Origin of the sequence: Aerococcus urinaeequi (genome assembly GCF_001543205.1) — a bacterium.
GTDB classification, from domain to species: domain Bacteria; phylum Bacillota; class Bacilli; order Lactobacillales; family Aerococcaceae; genus Aerococcus; species Aerococcus urinaeequi.
Map to the genome: position 1 here is coordinate 780,187 of NZ_CP014162.1, position 18,693 is coordinate 798,879.

Here is an 18,693-nt window from a genome sequence, read left to right on the forward strand (position 1 = left end):
TTTTAGTCTTTTGACTCGGCTCTCGCATCCTATAAAGTTGAGCTCGTACTTCGCATCCTATTTAGTCGGGTTCATTCGACCAGCTCAAGTCCGCTTCAGACTATATTGCATCACACTCGTGTGATACGGCTATAGTCTTCCATCGTTATTGAGCTTAACGGTCTCACTCACACCCTATTTCTTCCACCATTCATCATAAACGGTGATTGGTAATTCACGTTTGTGTTGGGTTTTTAGGTACCAGTTTTCGATTTTTTCGGCTGCGTCTGTTGAGACGTCTTTGCCTTCTAAGTAAGCATCGATGTCTTGGTAGGTTACACCTAGGGCTACTTCGTCGGCTAAGCCTGGGCGGTCTTCTTCTAAGTCAGCTGTTGGTACCTTAACGTATAAATGTTCTGGGGCATCTAAATATTCAAGGATAGCACGTCCTTGACGTTTATTTAACCGCCAGATAGGCAGGATATCTGCTGCGCCATCACCGAACTTGGTGTAGAAGCCTGTCACCGATTCAGCAGCATGGTCTGTCCCTACCACGACACCTGCATTTTCACCTGCGATTGCATATTGTACCAACATCCGTTGGCGCGCTTTGATATTTCCTTTATTGAAGTCAGAAATGGTAAGTCCACCCTTTTCCAATTGTTCAACGGTAGCATCAACAGCTGGCTTGATGTTGACGCGTACAGTTTGGTCCGCAGCCATGAAATCTATAGCGTCCATAGCATCAGCTTCATCGGCTTGGTTGCCGTAAGGAAGACGGACTGCGATGAATTGGTATTTATCATCACCAGTTTCTTCGCGTATTTCAGTCATAGCCATTTGGCATAATTTACCAGCTAGGGTTGAATCTTGCCCACCAGAAATTCCCAATACTAAGGTTTTTAGAAATGGATACTTGTGAAAGTATGCCTTGATGAAATCAATGGTACGTCTGATTTCTGCTTCTGGATTAATACTAGGTGCTACTTTTAAGGCATTTATAATTTCTTCTTGTAATGGACGCATGGTATCCTCCCCTTTTATTGCTTTATTCATCAACTTAGTCTTCGTTGTCACCGTTTAAATCGAATTCTTTAAATTCTTCATTGATGCGTTCACGAATTTCAGCGATTGAATTCATTTTTAAATCATATAATTCTTGTGATAAATCAACTGGGTATGGCTCTGGATTCAACATACGACGGTATTCTGACCATAAGGCATCCAAGTGCTCACGTGAGAAATTACGAACTGTTTCTAGTGTTGGGATATCGTAAACTAACTCACCCTTATCAATGATGGTACTTAATAATGGACGCGCGTTGAAACGGCGAACTGTCTTGTTAATGTAAGTATAAGTTGGATGGAACATGAAGATAGACTCAGCGTCATTAGGATCTTCATTCATGGTTGTAATATAGTCCCCTTCAGATTTACCATCTTTCTTGCGGGTAATACGCCAAATTTGTTTCTCACCTGGTGTCGTAATTTTCTCTGGTGATGATGAAATTTTCATTGTAGGAACCATATCACCATTTTCATCTTCGATAGCACATAATTTGTAAACAGCGCCCAACGCTGGCTGGTCAAAGGCAGTAATCAGCTGAGTACCAACGCCCCAAGCGTCAATTTTAGCGCCTTGCATCTTCAAGTTTAGAATGGTTTTCTCATCTAAATCGTTTGAGGCAGAAATGATCGCATCAGGATAGCCCGCTTCATCCAACATCTTGCGGATACTTGATGATAAGTAGGAAATATCGCCAGAGTCGATACGAACGCCCACAAAACGAGATTTATCTTCCATCTCATTGGCTACTTTGATCGCATTTGGTACTCCTGAACGAAGGGTATCATAAGTATCTACTAAGAATGTACATTTTTCATGGGCATTTGCATACGCTTTAAAAGCTTCATAATCACTTTGATAAGCTTGTACCATAGCATGCGCATGGGTTCCTGAAATTGGAATACTGAATAATTTACCTGCGCGTACATTTGAGGTAGAGTCGAATCCACCAATATAAGCCGCGCGAGCTCCCCAAATAGCCGCATCCATTTCTTGGGCACGCCTTGAACCGAATTCAGCTAATGCGTCATCACCAGCAACATTCCGGATACGTGATGCTTTTGTCGCAATTAAAGTTTGATAGTTGATAATATTTAATACTGCTGTTTCGATTAAAGTACAATCAGCTAATGACCCTTTAATTTGCATCAACGGTTCATTTGAAAAGGCAATTTCCCCTTCTTCCATTGAACGAATTGTGGCATCGAAATGGTAGTTTTTCAAGTAGTCTAAAAAATCTTCCGGATAATTTTGTGTTTCCCGTAAGTATGCGATATCATCATCGGTAAATTGTAAATTTTGTACATATTGAATGACACGTTCTAGGCCTGCGAAAATGGCATAGCCACTTTCAAACGGATTTTTACGGAAGTATACTTCAAAAACCGCTTGTTGGTCAGCTTTCCCAGCATCCCAATAAGTCTTCATCATGTTGATTTCATATAAATCTGTATGAAGTGCCAGGCTATCGTTGGTCGTTGTCTTCATTTTCTTATTCCCTCCAAGAATTGCAATTTGACTTCCTTATTATACCACTATTACTCAGCTAGTTGTCACCTCTAGACGCTTATATCCTTGTTTAAGTAAGCAAAAAAGCGTTAGCTACCAGTACATGTGACTGTCGCTAACGCTTAATTGACTTTTCGTTTATAAAAATTGAATCAAGAGTTGACCAATATAGAAATCAGAGGTTTCACTCTTTAGTTGAGCTCGCCAGGGCAGACAGGTATCCGCTTCAGATTATGAGCGAGTTGTTGAGCTTAACGGTCTCACTCTCATCCTATTACATCAATATTCATTTCTTCTGCTTCTTCTCTTGTTACTGTTGGTTTTTCGTCTTCGTCAATTCCTGATGAGGATACTTTGTCGAAGAGGATTTTAATGGTTTGTAATAAAATCTTGAAGTCTAAGAACATTGAATACTGTTTGATATAAATTAGGTCAAAGTTCAATTTAGAGTTAAAGTCTGTGGCATATTTACCGTAGACTTGTGCGTAACCCGTGATACCTGCTTGTACGTTATGACGTAAGTAGTAATGTGGGTTTTCTTCTTGGAATTGGTTAACGAAGAATGGTCGCTCTGGACGTGGTCCAATCATGGACATATCTCCGCGTAACACATTCAACAACTGTGGCAATTCATCGATACGCAAGGCACGAATATATTTACCAACTGTTGTGACACGTGCGTCATTTTTCGTTGCAATCATTGGACCAGATTTTACTTCGGCATCCGTTGTCATAGAACGGAATTTCAAGATATCAAACTCTTCGCCACCTTTAGTAATACGCACTTGGCGGTAGAATACTGGACCTTTAGAAGTTAATTTAATAATAATTGCTGTAATTAACATAATTGGTGATGCTAAGATTAAACCAATTAATGCCATCATAATATCTAATCCCCGTTTGATCAACGCTTGGTCCGCTGGAATTGCGAAGTCTGAGGTTTCAATAATAGATTCATCTTCAAAATTCATAATATTTGGATTTACCATTACTAGGTTTTCAAATTTAGAATTTAAGAATAGTTTTTTATTGGCACGCATCAATAAGTCATAGATTTTTAGTTTTTCACTTTCATCAATTTGCGATGCAAGATATACAATATCATACTCATCTAAACGACTCTTCACATTGCGGTAGTAATCTTCTAACACCACGTGTGTCACGATATGACGAGTACTTTTTGAGTTTTTGAAATTATATATTGCTGGAAAAACAGCTTCTTCAGATCCAACAATCATTACACGTTTTGTAGATGCATAGCGTCGATAAATATCGAAAACTAAGGCTCTAAAAACATAAAGCATGATTACACTAATCGCAAAATCAATCAAGACGACTGAACGCGGAAAGGCTAGCCATCTACCAGCAAAACTTAAAACCATAGCAACAACTGCTAATATTCCTTGACTGATGATGGTAATGAAGAAGAGGTCGCCTTTGGTTTTATCATAAAGGATATAAACCCCAAATAAAATATTGATAAATACAAAGATAATTAATATCCAACCAATTGCCCCTTGGAAAGCTTCATAGTTTTTCAAAGGTACATATCGACCATACCGCAAAAAGAATGAAACAAGATAAGAAAGGAACAAGATTAACGCTTCTGTCGCCGCGATAACCACGCGGTACCAGTTCGTCCATTCTCCGTTTTTTTGCATTTTTTCACCCATTTCATTATATATATACTATAAGTAAGCACCTATAATCCCTAATATTCTACCATAACCCAACTGCAATTTAATCCTATTCTAGTTAAAAATCCTTTAAATTATAGTAGAAAATAAAAAAAGCAGCTAGCTTTTACCCTAACTGCTTGAAACCATTTTGATTACTCTGGTGATCCGTATGGAATTGGACTAGATTCAGTAGCTGAATCACTTGCAACAGATGACCGAGGTCGTTCTGTTGTATCTGATTCAACCGCTGATTGCTCTTGTGAGCTAGATGATGTCGCACTATCCTCTATAACTGAACCATTGCTTGAGGAAGATGATGATTCATCCATCTGACTTGAGTCACTTGCAGTACCATCTTCAATATCTGAGTCATCACGTGATGATTCAGATGCACTCGATGATGAAGAATCGCTTGATGTGGAAGTTGATGCACTATCACTTGAACTACTAGTTGATGCGCTACTTGAATCACTTGAGCTTGCAACACTAGAACTTGAACTAGATGCACTTGCTACATCACTCGATGATGAACTTGCTGAAGAAGAGATTTCTTCACTCGAACTGTCATCAGTTGACGAATCACTAGAAGGAGTTGATTCAGCATCGCTTGATGAGATCGATGAGCTAGTATCTGAACTTGATGCAACAACCCTCGATGAGCTAGATACACTACCACGACTTGATGAATTGCCCCGGCTTGATGACTGTGAAGTACTTTGTTCAGATTGTTTGGATGCTAATACACCAGAAGTTACATTAGTATTCACACCAAATGATGGCTGGTCTGCAGTTTGACGCAGTGTTATGGTAGCTGATGCGCCATTTGAGGCCAAAATTTCTTCTCGTTTAGCTTCTAAATCAGCAATGCGACTTTTTGAGTCTTTAATGGCAGCTTGCCCTTCCTTACGAATTTGAGCTAATGCTTCATCTGATTTGTTGGTTGCTTCAGCTTCTTCTATCAAGCGGTTAAAGATATTTTGTGTCGCTTCCTCATCACTTGTAGCAATCATCTCTAATAATTTATCTTGTAGATAAGGATTTTCAATTTCATTGACCCGTTCAGTGATCTTTGTAAGTTTGTCCACCAAACTAATGTAAGTAAGCGCACTATCTTCTTCAATCGCTAGTAAATCACTTTTATATTCTTCAATTATATCAACTTGATATTCGGCTTCGTCAATCAACGTTACGGCTGTGCTATAGAACCCATCATCTTCAAGGTTTAGTTGACTAGCATAGTTATCACGAAGTAAATCCAGTTTATCAACGGTTACCTCATCATCTACAAGAACGTATTCTATAATCGTCGCCCCATTGATGACTAATTCGTTATTACCAAGTTTATCTTTATCAAATAAATCATTTAACTGACTTTGTAAATCAAACCGTTGTTGTACAGAATTAATTCGGTCAACGATGATATCTTTATCAGCACTGTCTCTTAAACTATCTACTTCTTTAGTTAATTCAGTAATCTCGTCTTGTTGAATGTCTGCTTTTAGAAAGGTATAGGAGTTATCAAAATAAAGTGCATTTACTGCTGATGCCACTGCTTCTGTTTTTTCTTCTGCAGACGTGCGATTCGTATTTATAAACGCACGAATGATGAAAAAGGCTGTCAGGCATATCACTACACCTGATAGAACATAGGCAATTTGTCGATTATCTTTAAAAAAACGCTTGCGCACTTTTTCTCCCTCCCTTTTCTCTATTTCTCAGTTTCTTAGCCTTAAGATTATCATGCAATTGCACAAAAAAAGCCAACTGTTGCACTTTATCATATAATTTTTATATTAGTCATACATGTGTAATCAATTTGTAACAGCGTAAACATAGGGTGTGAGCTTTGGCGCTCAGGCAGGTGGCTTCTAACGCATTTAAGCGAGTTAGTGCTAAAGCACCGACTCGCTCATAAACTGGAGGGAATATGCCGTAGCAATTTTACTTGCTGCAAATATTCCTGAAGTGGAGACCGGACTGCCAAAGCGAACCCGACTAAACAGGGTGTGAGAATCGAACCCGACTAAACAGGGTGTGAGAGTCTACGTAAATAAGTATATTAAGTTCAACAATTTCTCTACATTTTACCGTATATTATCTTTTGCCGATTAGAAGCTTTATATGTAACTTAATGATAACTGAGATTGCTATAAAGCTGAAATAATACCAATCAGAATTAAAAAAGCGTCGCAACTAATTGTTGCGACGCCAGTTCGTATAATTATTGCGCATATTTCTCATTCATCTTGCGTTCATACACATTTAACAATTTCGTTAGTGTAAAGGTTAGGATGAAGTAGATAGCCATTGAGATGATTAATGGGATGATACCGTTGAAGGTAATCGTTGATACATTACGTGTCTGGAAAGTCAATTCCGCTACCCCGATTGTAGATACGATTGATGATTCCTTGATTAAGGATACAAATTCATTCCCAAGTGATGGCCAGATAGATCTTAATGATTGTGGAAAAATAACTTTCCGCATCGTCGTCCAGTATCCTAAACCAAGTGAACGCGCGGCTTCAGCCTGCCCTTTATCTACAGAACTGATACCTCCACGGATAATTTCTGCAATGTAAGCACCTGAGTTTAGAGATACTGCAACCAAACCTGATGTCATGGTTGACCACCCAAACATACCTGCAAAACCGAGGTAAACAAATAATACTTGAATCATTAGTGGTGTCCCACGAACTACTTCGATGTAAGCTTGAGCAATTAAATCAACTAATTTATTTTCCGATAAACGCATTAACGCTAGCGCTGCACCAATAATTAAACCAAAGAAAATAGCTGTCGCTGAAATGACTAAAGTAGTTTTCAAACCATTCACGAAATAAGGCGCATAAGCTGCCCAAGTTGATTGACGATTGTCTTCAATAATTTGGTAAGATTCCTCCAACCATTGGTCAATTAAACCTTGTTCCTGAGCATCTGAAATGGATTCGTTAACTGCTGCTTGTAAGGTAGGTTGGTCTTTTGGCATTGCTGCTGCCTTACCAGGATCTTGGATTGGTAAATTCGCTTCAATAACTGTTAAATTAGGATTTTCCGCCGCATACGCTCCGGCTACGTCCTCATCTAATAATACCCCGTCAACTAACCCCGAATCTAAAGCTGAAATGGAATCAGTTGTCGTACGCATTACTTGTACTTCTGAATTAGGGTAATATTCTCCAACTAATAACTGTTGTGTGGTCCCTTCTCCAATAGAGATTTTTCCACCATTTGAAAAGTAGCTATCATCTGTAATTTCACTCACTTTACTTTCTTGAATTACAAATGATTGACCAGAAACTTGGTAGATCTCAGAGAAATCTACTGATTTAGCCCGTTCTTCGGTAGAAGTCATTCCCGCTAATACAATATCGATTTGTCCTGTATCCAGTGATGTTAATAGGTTTGAGAACTCCATATCTACAACTTGAAGGTCTACACCTAAGTCATCTGCGATTTTTTGTGCTAAGAAGATATCTAGTCCAACAACTTGATTTTTGCCATCTTTTAAAATAGAGAATTCAAACGGTGCATACGTTGAGTTAGTCCCAACCCGTAACACACCACGTTCTTGAATATCCTGGTATAAAGTATCTTCCCCTGGTGCTGTTGCTTCACTGGCATCGATGGTAGATGCCGCTGATTGACCCTCTTCAGTTGCCAAAACGGGACTTTGACTCAACCCAACAATGGCTAGGACAAGTGTCATACAAACCAAGATAATTTGTTTCATATATTTCATCATTTTCCTCCTCTAAGATATTTTTCTTAATATATTTCCATACAACTTTACTATTTTTGGCAATAAAAAAATCCCCACCTCTATAACAGAGGCGGAGATCCACGGTACCACTCTAATTTTAGGGGTAGCTTTCACTGCCCCTTACTTGAAATGGTAACGTCATTAGCGAAATGACCTACTATCTATCGTTCAGTCACTTTTCTCAACAATGCGGTTCAATTATCTATTCTGTAAGGCCTCACACCAACACCTCTCGCTACACCAGTCGATAATTTACTCTTTGTTTCATTGAATTTTTATTAAAATAGTATGTGGTTATACCACGTCCACTACATTATATTGACATGACCATGTATTTGTCAATCACTCTTAGAAGAAAATATCATCATAAAGTAACATAAAAAAGAATCTGACATATATGCCAGATCCCCTTTCATTTATCTATTTAAATAAATTAGCCAACGAATTTAGCGGCGTATTCTGCAAATTGCGCACCAGCGTTTGCTAAGAATTGTTTAGAGTCTTCGTTAGTTACTTCACCAGTCTCCATGTCAGAAGTTTCAGATGTGTTGATGTAAAGTTCTGGTTGAGCCATAGTGTGTAAGTCTAAGAATACTAATGACTGACGTAATGAGTGATGAGCTAAAGTACCAGCAATACCAGAGATAGATTGAGAAGCTACTAAAGCAGGTTTACCAGCCCATACGTTTTGACCCCAAGGTCGAGAAGCTACGTCTAAAGCATTTTTCAATGCAGCTGGGATGTTACGGTTGTGTTCTGGTGTTACAAAGATGATTGCATCTTGAGCAGCAACTTGTGCACGGAATTCTTCATATTCTGCTGGAGAATTTGCGTCTAAGTCTTGGTTATATAAAGGTAAGTTTGCGATTTCTAGGAAGTTAACTTCTGAACCTTCAGGTAAACCTGCAACGATTGCTTTCGCTACACCTTCAGATAAAGAGTTTTGACGAATAGAACCTACTACTACACCATATTTTGTCATATTAAAAATCTCCTTTTCAAATGTTCTTAATTTTTTTATCTTACAAGATATATCATAACACCTCGAATTCGAAATATCAAAAGTTAGTGCTTCGTATAACAACTTTTTTTATTGTAAAATGAAGGATTGTCAACCTTTTACTACGAAGATGCCCACTATATCAAGGTTAACACTTACAAAATGTAAGTTATGAAAAAACAGACTAATCCCTCAATAAGTACATCCTTTGTATTTTATAACCTTTATCTTAATTAATTATTCACTCATTTTGCGCAAAAATACACTAGATTGATCCTCAAAAAATGGTCAGATTGTGATCACGAATCCCACAGCAAAACCCTGTTCAATCTACCCTTTCTCAGAATTCTAATTTTTTATCTACATAAAGGAAAAAGAACTGCACCAAAAGTGCAGCCCCTTAACTCGGAAGAATATATAAATTTTAAGCTGCGAATTTTGTCGCACTTAGTTGATATCTGGCTCGCCAAGTCAGACTTGGCCGACATTTCACAAAATGCTCCAATTACTTCCAGTAATTGTTCGGCTTTTGATCCAACGCGGTGCAAGTCTTAACGGCTTGTCTCGCACTTAGTTATCTTAACCACTCATTATTTCTTGCAACATCCGAAAAGGCACCTGGTTCGGTTGTTTCACCTTTGGCCCAGATTTGTTCAGCCATTTTACGTGCTGATTGTGGTAGACCAAATAGTTTGATGAAGCCTTCTGCATCGTTTTGGTTGTAGATGTCATCTTCACCAAAGGTTGCTAATTCATCTGAATATAATGAGTAAGGACTTGTCATACCAGCGTCGATAATGTTCCCTTTATATAGAACCATTGTCACTGAACCGGTCACAGTTTTTTGTGTTTCATCTACAAAGACTTGTAACGCTTTACGTAATGGACTGAACCATAAACCGTTGTAAACTAGGTCTGCGTACTTCAAAGCCACGCTTTGTTTGTAGTGTTGTGTGTCACGGTCTAAAGCGATTTGCTCTAATTTTTCATGAGCGTGGTAAAGAATAGTGCCACCTGGTGTTTCATATACCCCACGTGATTTCATCCCTACTAGACGGTTTTCAACGACATCTAAGATTCCGATACCATTGGCGCCACCAATTTCATTTAATTTTTCTAGTAGAGCGATTGGCGCTAATTTTTCACCGTTTACAGCAATCGGTATGCCTGATTCAAAGGTCACCGTAACTTCAACTTCTTGGTCAGGTGCTGATTGTGGTGATACCCCTAATTCCAAGATTTCTTCGTAGTTTGGTTTGTTGGTTGGGTCTTCTAAGTCTAACCCTTCATGTGACAAGTGGAATAAGTTTTCGTCTTTAGAGTAGTTGGTTTCCCGTGTAATTGGTAGTGGCACGTTATGCGCTTCAGCATAGTCAAAGGCTTGTTCACGAGAAACAATATCCCATTCACGCCAAGGCGCAATAATTGTCATTGTTGGGTCGAACTCACGAATACCTAATTCGAAACGCACTTGGTCATTTCCTTTCCCAGTACAACCGTGAACAATAGCGTCACAGCCTTCTAAATGTGCAATTTCAACCATACGTTTAGCGATTAATGGACGCGCGTAGGCCGTCCCTAATAAATAAGTCGACTCGTATTTAGCGCCTGCTTGGATCGCTGGGAAAATGTAATCCGTAATGAATTCCTCACGCAAGTCTTCAACATATAATTTTGTCGCCCCGCAGGCTACCGCTTTTTCTTTTAAGAATTCAAAGTCCTCTTCTTGTCCAACGTTCCCTGTCATCCCAATAACTTCACAGTCATTATAGTTTTCTTTTAACCAAGGAATGATCACTGAAGTATCTAAACCACCTGAGTATGCTAATAAAACCTTTTTAATTTCTTTATTTGTTTTTGCCATGAATAATTCCTCCTAATTTTTAAAAATTTTATGCGTATTTTTGATTCATTTTTCTTTCATATACATTCAAGACTTGTGATAAAGCATAAGTCATGATGAAGTAAATGATCATAGAGATAAATAATGGTACAACTGCTTGGTAGGTAATACTTGTTACCGCCCGTGTTTGGAAGGTTAATTCTGCTACCCCAATCGTGGATACAATAGATGATTCCTTAATCAAGGTAATGAATTCATTCCCCAGTGATGGCCAGATAGATCTTAAAGATTGCGGGAAAATAACTTTCCGCATCGTTTGCCAGTAACCAAGTCCAAGCGAACGTGCGGCTTCAGCTTGCCCCTTATCTACGGATTGAATACCACCACGGATAATCTCCGCAATGTAAGCACCTGAGTTCATAGACACAGACACTAAACCTGCAGTCATTGTCGACCAGCCAAATATTGACCCTACACCAAGGAACATGAACAAGACTTGGATCATTAATGGTGTACCACGCACAAACTCGATATAGGCTGCCGCCAAGAATTTTAAGATTGGGTTATCCGTCAAGCGCATAAGGGCTAAGAATATCCCTAAAATCATCCCGAAGAAAATGGATACAGCTGCGATAATTAAAGTTGTTTTAATCCCATTCCAGAAGTAAGGCCAGTAGATTGTCCAACCTGTCCCCGCATTTTCACCAGCAATAATATCAAATGAAGCTTCTGTCCAAGTTTCAATTAATCCTTGTTCATTCACATCCTCTAAAATACCGTTGATCGCACTCTGGAAGGATGGTTGGTTTTCTGGAATCCCGATTGATTTTCCTTGATCTTCAACTAAGCCATCTAGTTTTGAATCAATAACAACTAAACCTTCATTCTCTGCTGCATTGGCACCGGCAACCGCGTCATCTAACAATACACCGTCAGCCTGACCTGAAATTAAAGCTGCAATAGCATCTGCAGATTTACGCATGATCAATAAATCGGGGTTTTCAAAGTGGTCTCTTACATAACCTTCTTGTAATGTTGCTTCTGAAACTGAAATGGTATGCTCCCCATTTTCAAATGAGGTATAATCTACAATTTCATCTTCTTCGCCTTCACGAATAACGATTGATTGACCAGATAATTCATAGGCATTTGAGAAGTCAATGGATTGGTCACGCTCTTCAGTTGCCCCCATACCAGCAATAATCATATCGATACCGCCTGTTTCCAGTGAAGCGATTAGGGAACCAAACTCCATATCCACGACTTCAAGTTCAACACCTAATTGGTCTGCAATATGTTGGCCTAAGAAAACGTCAATCCCTACTACAACATTTTTCCCGTCTTGTAAAACTGTAAACTCGTATGGTGAATATCCAGACGCCGTCCCCATTCTAAGAACGCCACGTTCTTGAATCTCTGTTAATAAGGTATCTTCACCTTCAACCTCAGCTGCTGTCTCCGGGCCTGTCCAGGAAGATGCCGAAACACTTTTGGCTGGTACAACTAGACTGACCAAGATGGCCAAGATAACCATCAAATTAAAACCCTTCAACTGCCATCCCATTTGATTTTTCTTCTTCACCTGACTAAACATTTTCTTCATCCTCCTAGATTTTTCCTATAAAAAAAGCCCACCTCTCCTAAAAAGAAGAGGCGGACGAACATCCACGGTACCACTCTACTGTCGCGATTTTTGTCGGTGAGTTTCCCCTTGTCAAAACTAGACTTTCATCCAATCTTTAAAAACAAGCTTCCATTTGTCGGCCCGGAAAATAAAAAAATCCGCCCCTTCAAATGAAGAGGCGGTTAATATCCACGGTACCACTCTACTGTTGACAAAAATACATCAACGCTTGATGACTTAACGCGCCTAACGAATTGAGCTACTTTTATTATCTAATTAGCTTACTTCACTCAATTATCTCAGCAATGCGGTTCACAATTCTCCTGACATAGACCTTCCACCAATCGTCTACTCGCTTTAGACAGTACCCTTGTTACTCTTTGCCTCTATGATTTAATATTCAATTCTCATAAAAAAATGACATCTATCATTGTTTTTTAAGTTTTTATCATTTTCTTTTAATCATTCTAATCTGTAAACTCTAGAAAGTCAACCGGAAAAGTAAAATTCTTTTTACAAAATTTTTAAACTAGGAAATATTGGCTCGAACCCTTGCGATTGCTGCAGTCACAGCTTCCGGCGCTGGCCCCCCAGCAACATTCCGGCGGTAAACACAATTCTTCAAATCGATGGCGTCGTAAATATCGGCATCAAATAAATCAGAGAATTCTTGGTATTCAGCTAAGGTCAATTCTTCCAAGCTCTTGTGGTTTTCCGTGCAGTAACCCACTAAATCTCCGGATACTTGGTAGGCGTCTCTAAAGGCCATTCCCTTATTCGTTAAGTAGTCCGCACAATCCGTAGCATTTAAAAATCCAGTACCACATGCTGCGTACATCACATCTTTATTGACAATTGTTGCTTCTAGCATACCTGGTAACAGCGTTAACATTGCTTTTACATGGTCAATCCCGTCGAAAAGCTGTTCCTTAATTTCTTGCAAGTCTTTATTGTAAGCAAGCGGCAGGCCTTTCATAATGGTCAAAACACTCATCAGATTTCCGTAAACCCGGCCCGTTTTCCCACGCATTAATTCATGGATATCCGCATTCTTCTTCTGTGGCATGATCGATGAACCAGTTGAGAAGGAATCTTTCAGGCTGATGAAACGGAATTCTTGGCTAGACCACATAATCGTTTCTTCTGCATAACGAGACATATGCATGGACATCATAGCCAAGTCAGATAAGAATTCAATTGCATAATCGTTGTTGGATACTGCATCGATTGAGTTAACGTATGGCGCTGTGAAACCTTCTACCTGGTCAGTTGTATAGAAAGGGTCAATTGGGTAAGTGGACGTTGCTAAGGCCCCCGCTCCCAGTGGCATATCGTCCGCTACCCGGTTAGAAAGGTCTGCAAACCGCGATAAATCCCGGCTAAACATTTGTGCGTAAGCTAGTAAATAATGCGCATAAGTAATCGGTTGCGCCCGTTGTAAGTGAGTGTAGCCTGGCATAATCGTGTCCAAGTGCCCCTCTGCTTTTGTCAAAATAGCCTCAATCGCTAGTTGGGTTTTCTCGATAAAATCTTGCAATTCATCCAACACATAAATCCGCATAGCCGTCGCTACCTGGTCATTACGAGACCGGCCAGTATGGACCTTCTTCCCAATTGTGCCAAGACGGTTAGTCAACTCAGCCTCGATGAAAGAATGAACATCTTCCGCTGTAAAATCAACGGCTAAAGTGCCTGCTGCATAATCTTGACGCATTTGCTCTAGCTCTTTCACTAAGCTATCTGATTCTTCTAAGCCAAGAATACCTTGGTGACCTAGCATTGCGGCATGGGCTTTCGACCCACGGAGGTCAGCGTCCAATAAGCGGTAATCTACTTGGATAGATTGATTGAATTGATAAGCGTCTTGTGACATTTCCTCATGAAATTTATTAGACCAGATGGCCATAGCAATACACTCCTTTGATATATCGACAAATTTTTGTCTTTTCTAGTATTCGTTAATGAGAATGTTAACAAATAATGAGAAAATAACAAGTGTTTTTTATTTTAAAAAATAAAAGTAGCCAAGCTAACAAAAATAAAAAGAGCTAGATAAATAGTAACTAGCTCTACGTGAATAGCATTTAAATGGCTGATAGGTTTTTACAAATTGACAATAGCTGTATCTAATAATTGTTGGTCTTCAAATTGTTTGGCTAATTGTAATAGTAAATAATCATTTCCTTTTTGCGCAACAAATTGTACCCCCACCGGTAAATGATCTTTATTTTTATATACGGGTAAGGAAATAGCTGGTTGACCTAGCATATTTATCAAAGAGGTATATGGCATATGCGCAATACTTTTCTCAAAATGTTCCCAGATAATGCCTTGTTGGTCGGTCATTTCATAATCATCAAAGTGTTGCTCCTTTTCGATTATTTCACTTAGTTTATCTGGGTCAAACTGGCCATGGATAGGTGCTGGACCGTTAGTTGTTGGCGTTAATAACAGGTCAACCTCTTCTTCAAACATTGCTTCAGACTGAGCCGTCCACTTGTCCCATTCAGTTAGTAACTGGCTATAGCGATAAGAAGGTACTTTTAAGCCCGCCCGGTAAATGGCCCAGGTTAACGGTTCAACATCCGGAAAGGTTACTGGGTGACCGCTTGCTTGTTCAATGTCCTTCATCATAGCTGCTGTTTCAACACTATTCATCACAAAGTAATTACGCATGGTTTCAGCTCTATCAAAAGGTTCTGTTACTTGGAAAACTTCATGTCCTAGCTTTCTTAGTGCTTGTATCGTCTGATTTAAGGCTTCTTTGGCATCCGTATTTAATGGCCAATCTTGGTTTAATTGGTCCATGTAGCCAATCTTTAAAGGTCTATTTAAGGGTTTTAAGTTAGTTTCTTTAATTGTTGGCATAATGAATGGTGCTTCTAACTGCTCTACTTGAAGATTACGTAATAAAGTCCAGGTATCATCTACACTTTTTGTTAAAGCAAAATTGGTAGACGCCCCTTGCCAACCGCGATATGATCCAGGTCCAACAGCTACTCGCCCTCTAGATGGTTTTAACCCGATTAAACCTGAAAAAGAAGCAGGTATACGAATAGAGCCACCACCATCTGATCCAAAGGCTAATGGCACAATACCCGCTTTTAAAGCAGCAGCCGCGCCACCACTAGAGCCACCCGGATTGCGGTTTAAATCAATTGGATTATTTACTTGACCGAAAGCTTTGGAATCACTGATTCCCTTAAAACCAAATTCCGGTACATTGGTCCGACCAATAATGACAAAACCAGCTTTAATGATATTTTCAACAAAATACTCGGTTACTTGCATAGTCGTATCTTTCGTTAAATTGGATCCACTTGCTATAAGATGCCCTGCTTGATATTGCCCCAAATCTTTCAGCAGAGTTGGGACACCAAAGAAATCAGGCAAGCGGTCCACTTCCGCCTCCGTTAATTGATCTAAATAAGCATCGTATTCTTTCGCTTGGGCTCGTGCAGTGCTTGCTTGCACATATACAACTGCATTCAATCTAGGATTCAACGCTTCAATATTCGCTAGGGTTTGGTTCACTAAATCCAACACTTTAACCTTTCGCGTCTTCACTTGCTGTGCATAGTAACCGGCATCTTCTGTAAATAACATGGTAAATCTCCCTTCAATCAGCTTCAAATTCTCTTACTTTTTCTACTAATAGTCCCATTATAGTGAAAACACTTTTATGATAGAAAGTGATTATCCTTATTTAAAAATTTATAAAAAAATAGGAGATGTGAACTTGATATCACACCTCCTATAAAAGAATATCATCAAGGGATTGGCCAATAACTGACCTTTATCCCCTAGTGATTTTTTTGGTTGTCTTCTTTATAAAAGACCTACTTAACTTTTTTTATTAATACATACCTGCACTTGGATCCATTGCTGGCATTTGTGGTTCAGGTTGCGGTTGGCTTGCAACAGCTGCTTCAGTAGATAAGATTAATCCAGCTACTGAACCTGCGTTTTGCAATGCTGAGCGAGATACTTTAGTTGGGTCAACGATACCTTCTTCAATCATGTTTACCCATTCAGAAGTTGCTGCATTAAATCCGACACCTTCTGCTTGTTCTTTCAATTTCTCAACAATTACAGAACCTTCTAAACCAGCGTTCTCAGCGATTTGACGGACTGGAGCTTCTAAAGCACGTAAGACGATTTGTGCACCAGTTTGTTCATCACCAGCTAATGTTTCAGCTAATTCAGCAACTGCTTTTTTAGCATTGATAAAGGCAGTACCACCACCCGCTACAATACCTTGGTCAACAGCCGCACGTGTTGCGTTTAAAGCATCTTCGATACGTAATTTACGTTCTTTTAATTCTGATTCAGTAGCTGCACCAACTTTAACAACAGCAACACCACCAGCTAATTTAGCTAAGCGTTCTAATAATTTCTCACGGTCATATTCAGAAGTTGTTTCTTCAATTTGACTACGGATTTGGGCAACTCGTTGTGCTAATTGCTCTTTATCGCCCGCACCCTCAACAATAGTTGTTTCATCTTTTGTGATTACAACGCGGTTAGCAGAACCTAATTGATCAATTGTCGTATCTTTTAATTCAAGTCCTAAATCTTCAGTAATTACTTGACCACCTGTTAGGATAGATAAATCTTCTAACATTGCTTTACGACGATCACCAAAGGCTGGCGCTTTTACCCCAACGACGTTGAAAGTACCACGGATTTTATTCAAGACTAATGTAGGTAATGCTTCACCATCAATATCATCAGCTACTAATAATAATGCACGACCTTCTTGAACAACTTGTTCTAGAACTGGCAAGATGTCTTGGATATTAGAAATCTTTTTGTCTGTTAATAAAATATAAGGATTTTCTAAAACGGCTTCCATCTTGTCATTGTCAGTTACCATATATTGAGATAGGTAACCACGGTCAAATTGCATACCCTCAACAACATCTAGAGAGGTATCAATTGATTGAGATTCTTCAATGGTGATGACGCCATCTTGGCCAACTTTTTCCATTGCTTCTGCAATTAAGTCACCAACTTCGCTGTCACCTGATGAAATTGATGCAACGTTAGCGATTGCGCCTTTAGAATCTACAGGAACTGAAATTTCAGATAAACGATCTGAAGCTACGCGAATTGCTTTGTCAATCCCGCGACGAACACCTACTGGGTTAGCACCAGCAGTAACGTTTTTCATACCTTCAGTTACAATTGCTTGAGTTAGAACAGTGGCAGTTGTTGTACCGTCACCGGCAATATCATTTGTTTTTGAAGCTACTTCAGCAACTAGTTTTGCACCCATATCTTCAAATTTATCTTCTAATTCAATTTCTTTAGCGATAGTTACACCATCGTTAGTGATTAGCGGTGAACCATAACTTTGGTCTAAAACAACATTACGACCTTTTGGTCCTAAAGTTACTTTCACCGTATCAGCTAATATATCAATCCCACGAACCATTGATTGACGTGCATCTTCTGAAAATTTAATATCTTTTGCCATTTATTCATTCACCTCATAAAATTTCATATTGTTATTAATCTGTAAATATTGATAAATTGACTAATCTACAATTGCGATAATATCGCTTTCTTTAATAATTAATAATTCTTGACCTTCATATTCAAATGTTGAACCTGCATATTTTTCAAATAGAACGCGGTCGCCTTCTTTCAATTGTGATGTGAAATCTTCCGTATTCTCAGCAACTGCTTCAACAACACCTACTTGTTGTTTCTCTTTAGCAGCTGACGGTAATACGATACCTGAAACTGTTTGCTCTTTAGCCTCTTCAACTCTCACAACTGCGCGTCCGTTTAATGGTTTAATCATTTACATGTCCCTCCATTTATATAAAATATCTGTCAAACCCAAGCTAAATTACTTGGTTATTTTAGAGATTAGCACTCTCTATGTTTGACTGCTAACCTCTACATTTCTTATCTTAAAACAATCAAATATGAATTGCAAGAGAAAGATTGACTTTTTTTGACCTATTTTTCCTTATAAGTCGAAAACCTTGATTTTATGCGGAATTTAAGTTATTTTTAGTAGTTGAAGAATGTGTTAAATTTTGATAAAAGTTAAAATATGTTATATATGTTATATAAGAGAGGAATGTCAGTTTTTTTATGTTAAAAGGACCAGTAATATTTTTATTACTATTCAAATTAGTATTTATTTTTCTAGCCGTAACCTTCGCTATTGGCAGTGTGGAAGGCTCTGGATGGAACTGGACAGTATATTTAGCCCT

The 18,693-nt window shown here is 38.9% G+C and carries 12 protein-coding genes and 2 other annotated features; all 12 genes read right to left on the bottom strand.

Features of this window, described 5'->3' with window-relative positions:
* Positions 1–174: 174 nt before the first annotated feature.
* Positions 175–1,005 (bottom strand): ammonia-dependent NAD(+) synthetase, encoded by an 831-nt coding sequence (gene nadE / locus AWM74_RS03515; RefSeq protein WP_026465232.1) that lies wholly within the window; start codon positions 1,003–1,005, stop codon positions 175–177.
* A 34-nt stretch (positions 1,006–1,039) separates the two neighbouring features.
* Positions 1,040–2,533 carry a nicotinate phosphoribosyltransferase gene (locus AWM74_RS03520; protein ID WP_026465231.1) on the bottom strand — a complete coding sequence of 498 codons (1,494 nt, stop codon included), beginning with the start codon at positions 2,531–2,533 and terminating at the stop codon, positions 1,040–1,042.
* A 287-nt stretch (positions 2,534–2,820) separates the two neighbouring features.
* A complete protein-coding gene (locus AWM74_RS03525; protein ID WP_197558388.1) occupies positions 2,821–4,215 on the bottom strand; it encodes a sugar transferase in 1,395 nt (464 codons plus the stop codon).
* Positions 4,216–4,385: 170 nt separating this feature from the next.
* Positions 4,386–5,921, bottom strand: a complete 1,536-nt coding sequence (locus tag AWM74_RS03530; RefSeq protein ID WP_026465230.1) for a cell division site-positioning protein MapZ family protein — start codon at positions 5,919–5,921, stop codon at positions 4,386–4,388.
* A 533-nt stretch (positions 5,922–6,454) separates the two neighbouring features.
* Positions 6,455–7,978, bottom strand: coding sequence for an ABC transporter substrate-binding protein/permease (locus AWM74_RS03535; RefSeq protein ID WP_236702847.1), 1,524 nt, complete (start codon positions 7,976–7,978; stop codon positions 6,455–6,457).
* Positions 7,979–8,059: 81 nt separating this feature from the next.
* Positions 8,060–8,273 (bottom strand) — a binding site (T-box leader).
* Positions 8,274–8,429: 156 nt separating this feature from the next.
* Complete coding sequence (locus tag AWM74_RS03540; protein WP_026465228.1) at positions 8,430–8,978, bottom strand: NADPH-dependent FMN reductase; 549 nt, start codon at positions 8,976–8,978, stop codon at positions 8,430–8,432.
* A 592-nt stretch (positions 8,979–9,570) separates the two neighbouring features.
* Entirely contained in the window at positions 9,571–10,860 is a 1,290-nt protein-coding gene (locus AWM74_RS03545) for an argininosuccinate synthase (protein ID WP_026465227.1), read from the bottom strand.
* Between the two features lie 28 nt (positions 10,861–10,888).
* Positions 10,889–12,442 carry an ABC transporter substrate-binding protein/permease gene (locus AWM74_RS03550; RefSeq protein ID WP_236702848.1) on the bottom strand — a complete coding sequence of 518 codons (1,554 nt, stop codon included), beginning with the start codon at positions 12,440–12,442 and terminating at the stop codon, positions 10,889–10,891.
* Between the two features lie 192 nt (positions 12,443–12,634).
* Positions 12,635–12,861 (bottom strand) — a binding site (T-box leader).
* 131 nt (positions 12,862–12,992) lie between these two features.
* On the bottom strand, positions 12,993–14,369 hold the full coding sequence (gene argH / locus AWM74_RS03555) for an argininosuccinate lyase (protein ID WP_026465225.1): 1,377 nt from the start codon (positions 14,367–14,369) through the stop codon (positions 12,993–12,995).
* 197 nt (positions 14,370–14,566) lie between these two features.
* Positions 14,567–16,069, bottom strand: a complete 1,503-nt coding sequence (locus AWM74_RS03560; RefSeq protein WP_026465224.1) for an amidase — start codon at positions 16,067–16,069, stop codon at positions 14,567–14,569.
* A 250-nt stretch (positions 16,070–16,319) separates the two neighbouring features.
* Positions 16,320–17,942 (bottom strand): chaperonin GroEL, encoded by a 1,623-nt coding sequence (groL, locus tag AWM74_RS03565; RefSeq protein ID WP_026465223.1) that lies wholly within the window; start codon positions 17,940–17,942, stop codon positions 16,320–16,322.
* Positions 17,943–18,002: 60 nt separating this feature from the next.
* Positions 18,003–18,272 carry a co-chaperone GroES gene (locus tag AWM74_RS03570; RefSeq protein WP_026465222.1) on the bottom strand — a complete coding sequence of 90 codons (270 nt, stop codon included), beginning with the start codon at positions 18,270–18,272 and terminating at the stop codon, positions 18,003–18,005.
* Between the last annotated feature and the right edge of the window lie 421 nt (positions 18,273–18,693).

What these genes read in the sequence shown, in the direction of transcription:
- nadE (WP_026465232.1), bottom strand. Translation starts at nt 1,005, where the DNA reads ATGCGTCCATTACAAGAAGAAATTATAAATGCCTTAAAAGTAGCACCT.
- AWM74_RS03520 (WP_026465231.1), bottom strand. Translation starts at nt 2,533, where the DNA reads ATGAAGACAACGACCAACGATAGCCTGGCACTTCATACAGATTTATAT.
- AWM74_RS03525 (WP_197558388.1), bottom strand. Translation starts at nt 4,215, where the DNA reads ATGCAAAAAAACGGAGAATGGACGAACTGGTACCGCGTGGTTATCGCG.
- AWM74_RS03535 (WP_236702847.1), bottom strand. Translation starts at nt 7,978, where the DNA reads ATGATGAAATATATGAAACAAATTATCTTGGTTTGTATGACACTTGTC.
- AWM74_RS03540 (WP_026465228.1), bottom strand. Translation starts at nt 8,978, where the DNA reads ATGACAAAATATGGTGTAGTAGTAGGTTCTATTCGTCAAAACTCTTTA.
- AWM74_RS03545 (WP_026465227.1), bottom strand. Translation starts at nt 10,860, where the DNA reads ATGGCAAAAACAAATAAAGAAATTAAAAAGGTTTTATTAGCATACTCA.
- AWM74_RS03550 (WP_236702848.1), bottom strand. Translation starts at nt 12,442, where the DNA reads ATGAAGAAAATGTTTAGTCAGGTGAAGAAGAAAAATCAAATGGGATGG.
- argH (WP_026465225.1), bottom strand. Translation starts at nt 14,369, where the DNA reads ATGGCCATCTGGTCTAATAAATTTCATGAGGAAATGTCACAAGACGCT.
- AWM74_RS03560 (WP_026465224.1), bottom strand. Translation starts at nt 16,069, where the DNA reads ATGTTATTTACAGAAGATGCCGGTTACTATGCACAGCAAGTGAAGACG.
- groL (WP_026465223.1), bottom strand. Translation starts at nt 17,942, where the DNA reads ATGGCAAAAGATATTAAATTTTCAGAAGATGCACGTCAATCAATGGTT.
- AWM74_RS03570 (WP_026465222.1), bottom strand. Translation starts at nt 18,272, where the DNA reads ATGATTAAACCATTAAACGGACGCGCAGTTGTGAGAGTTGAAGAGGCT.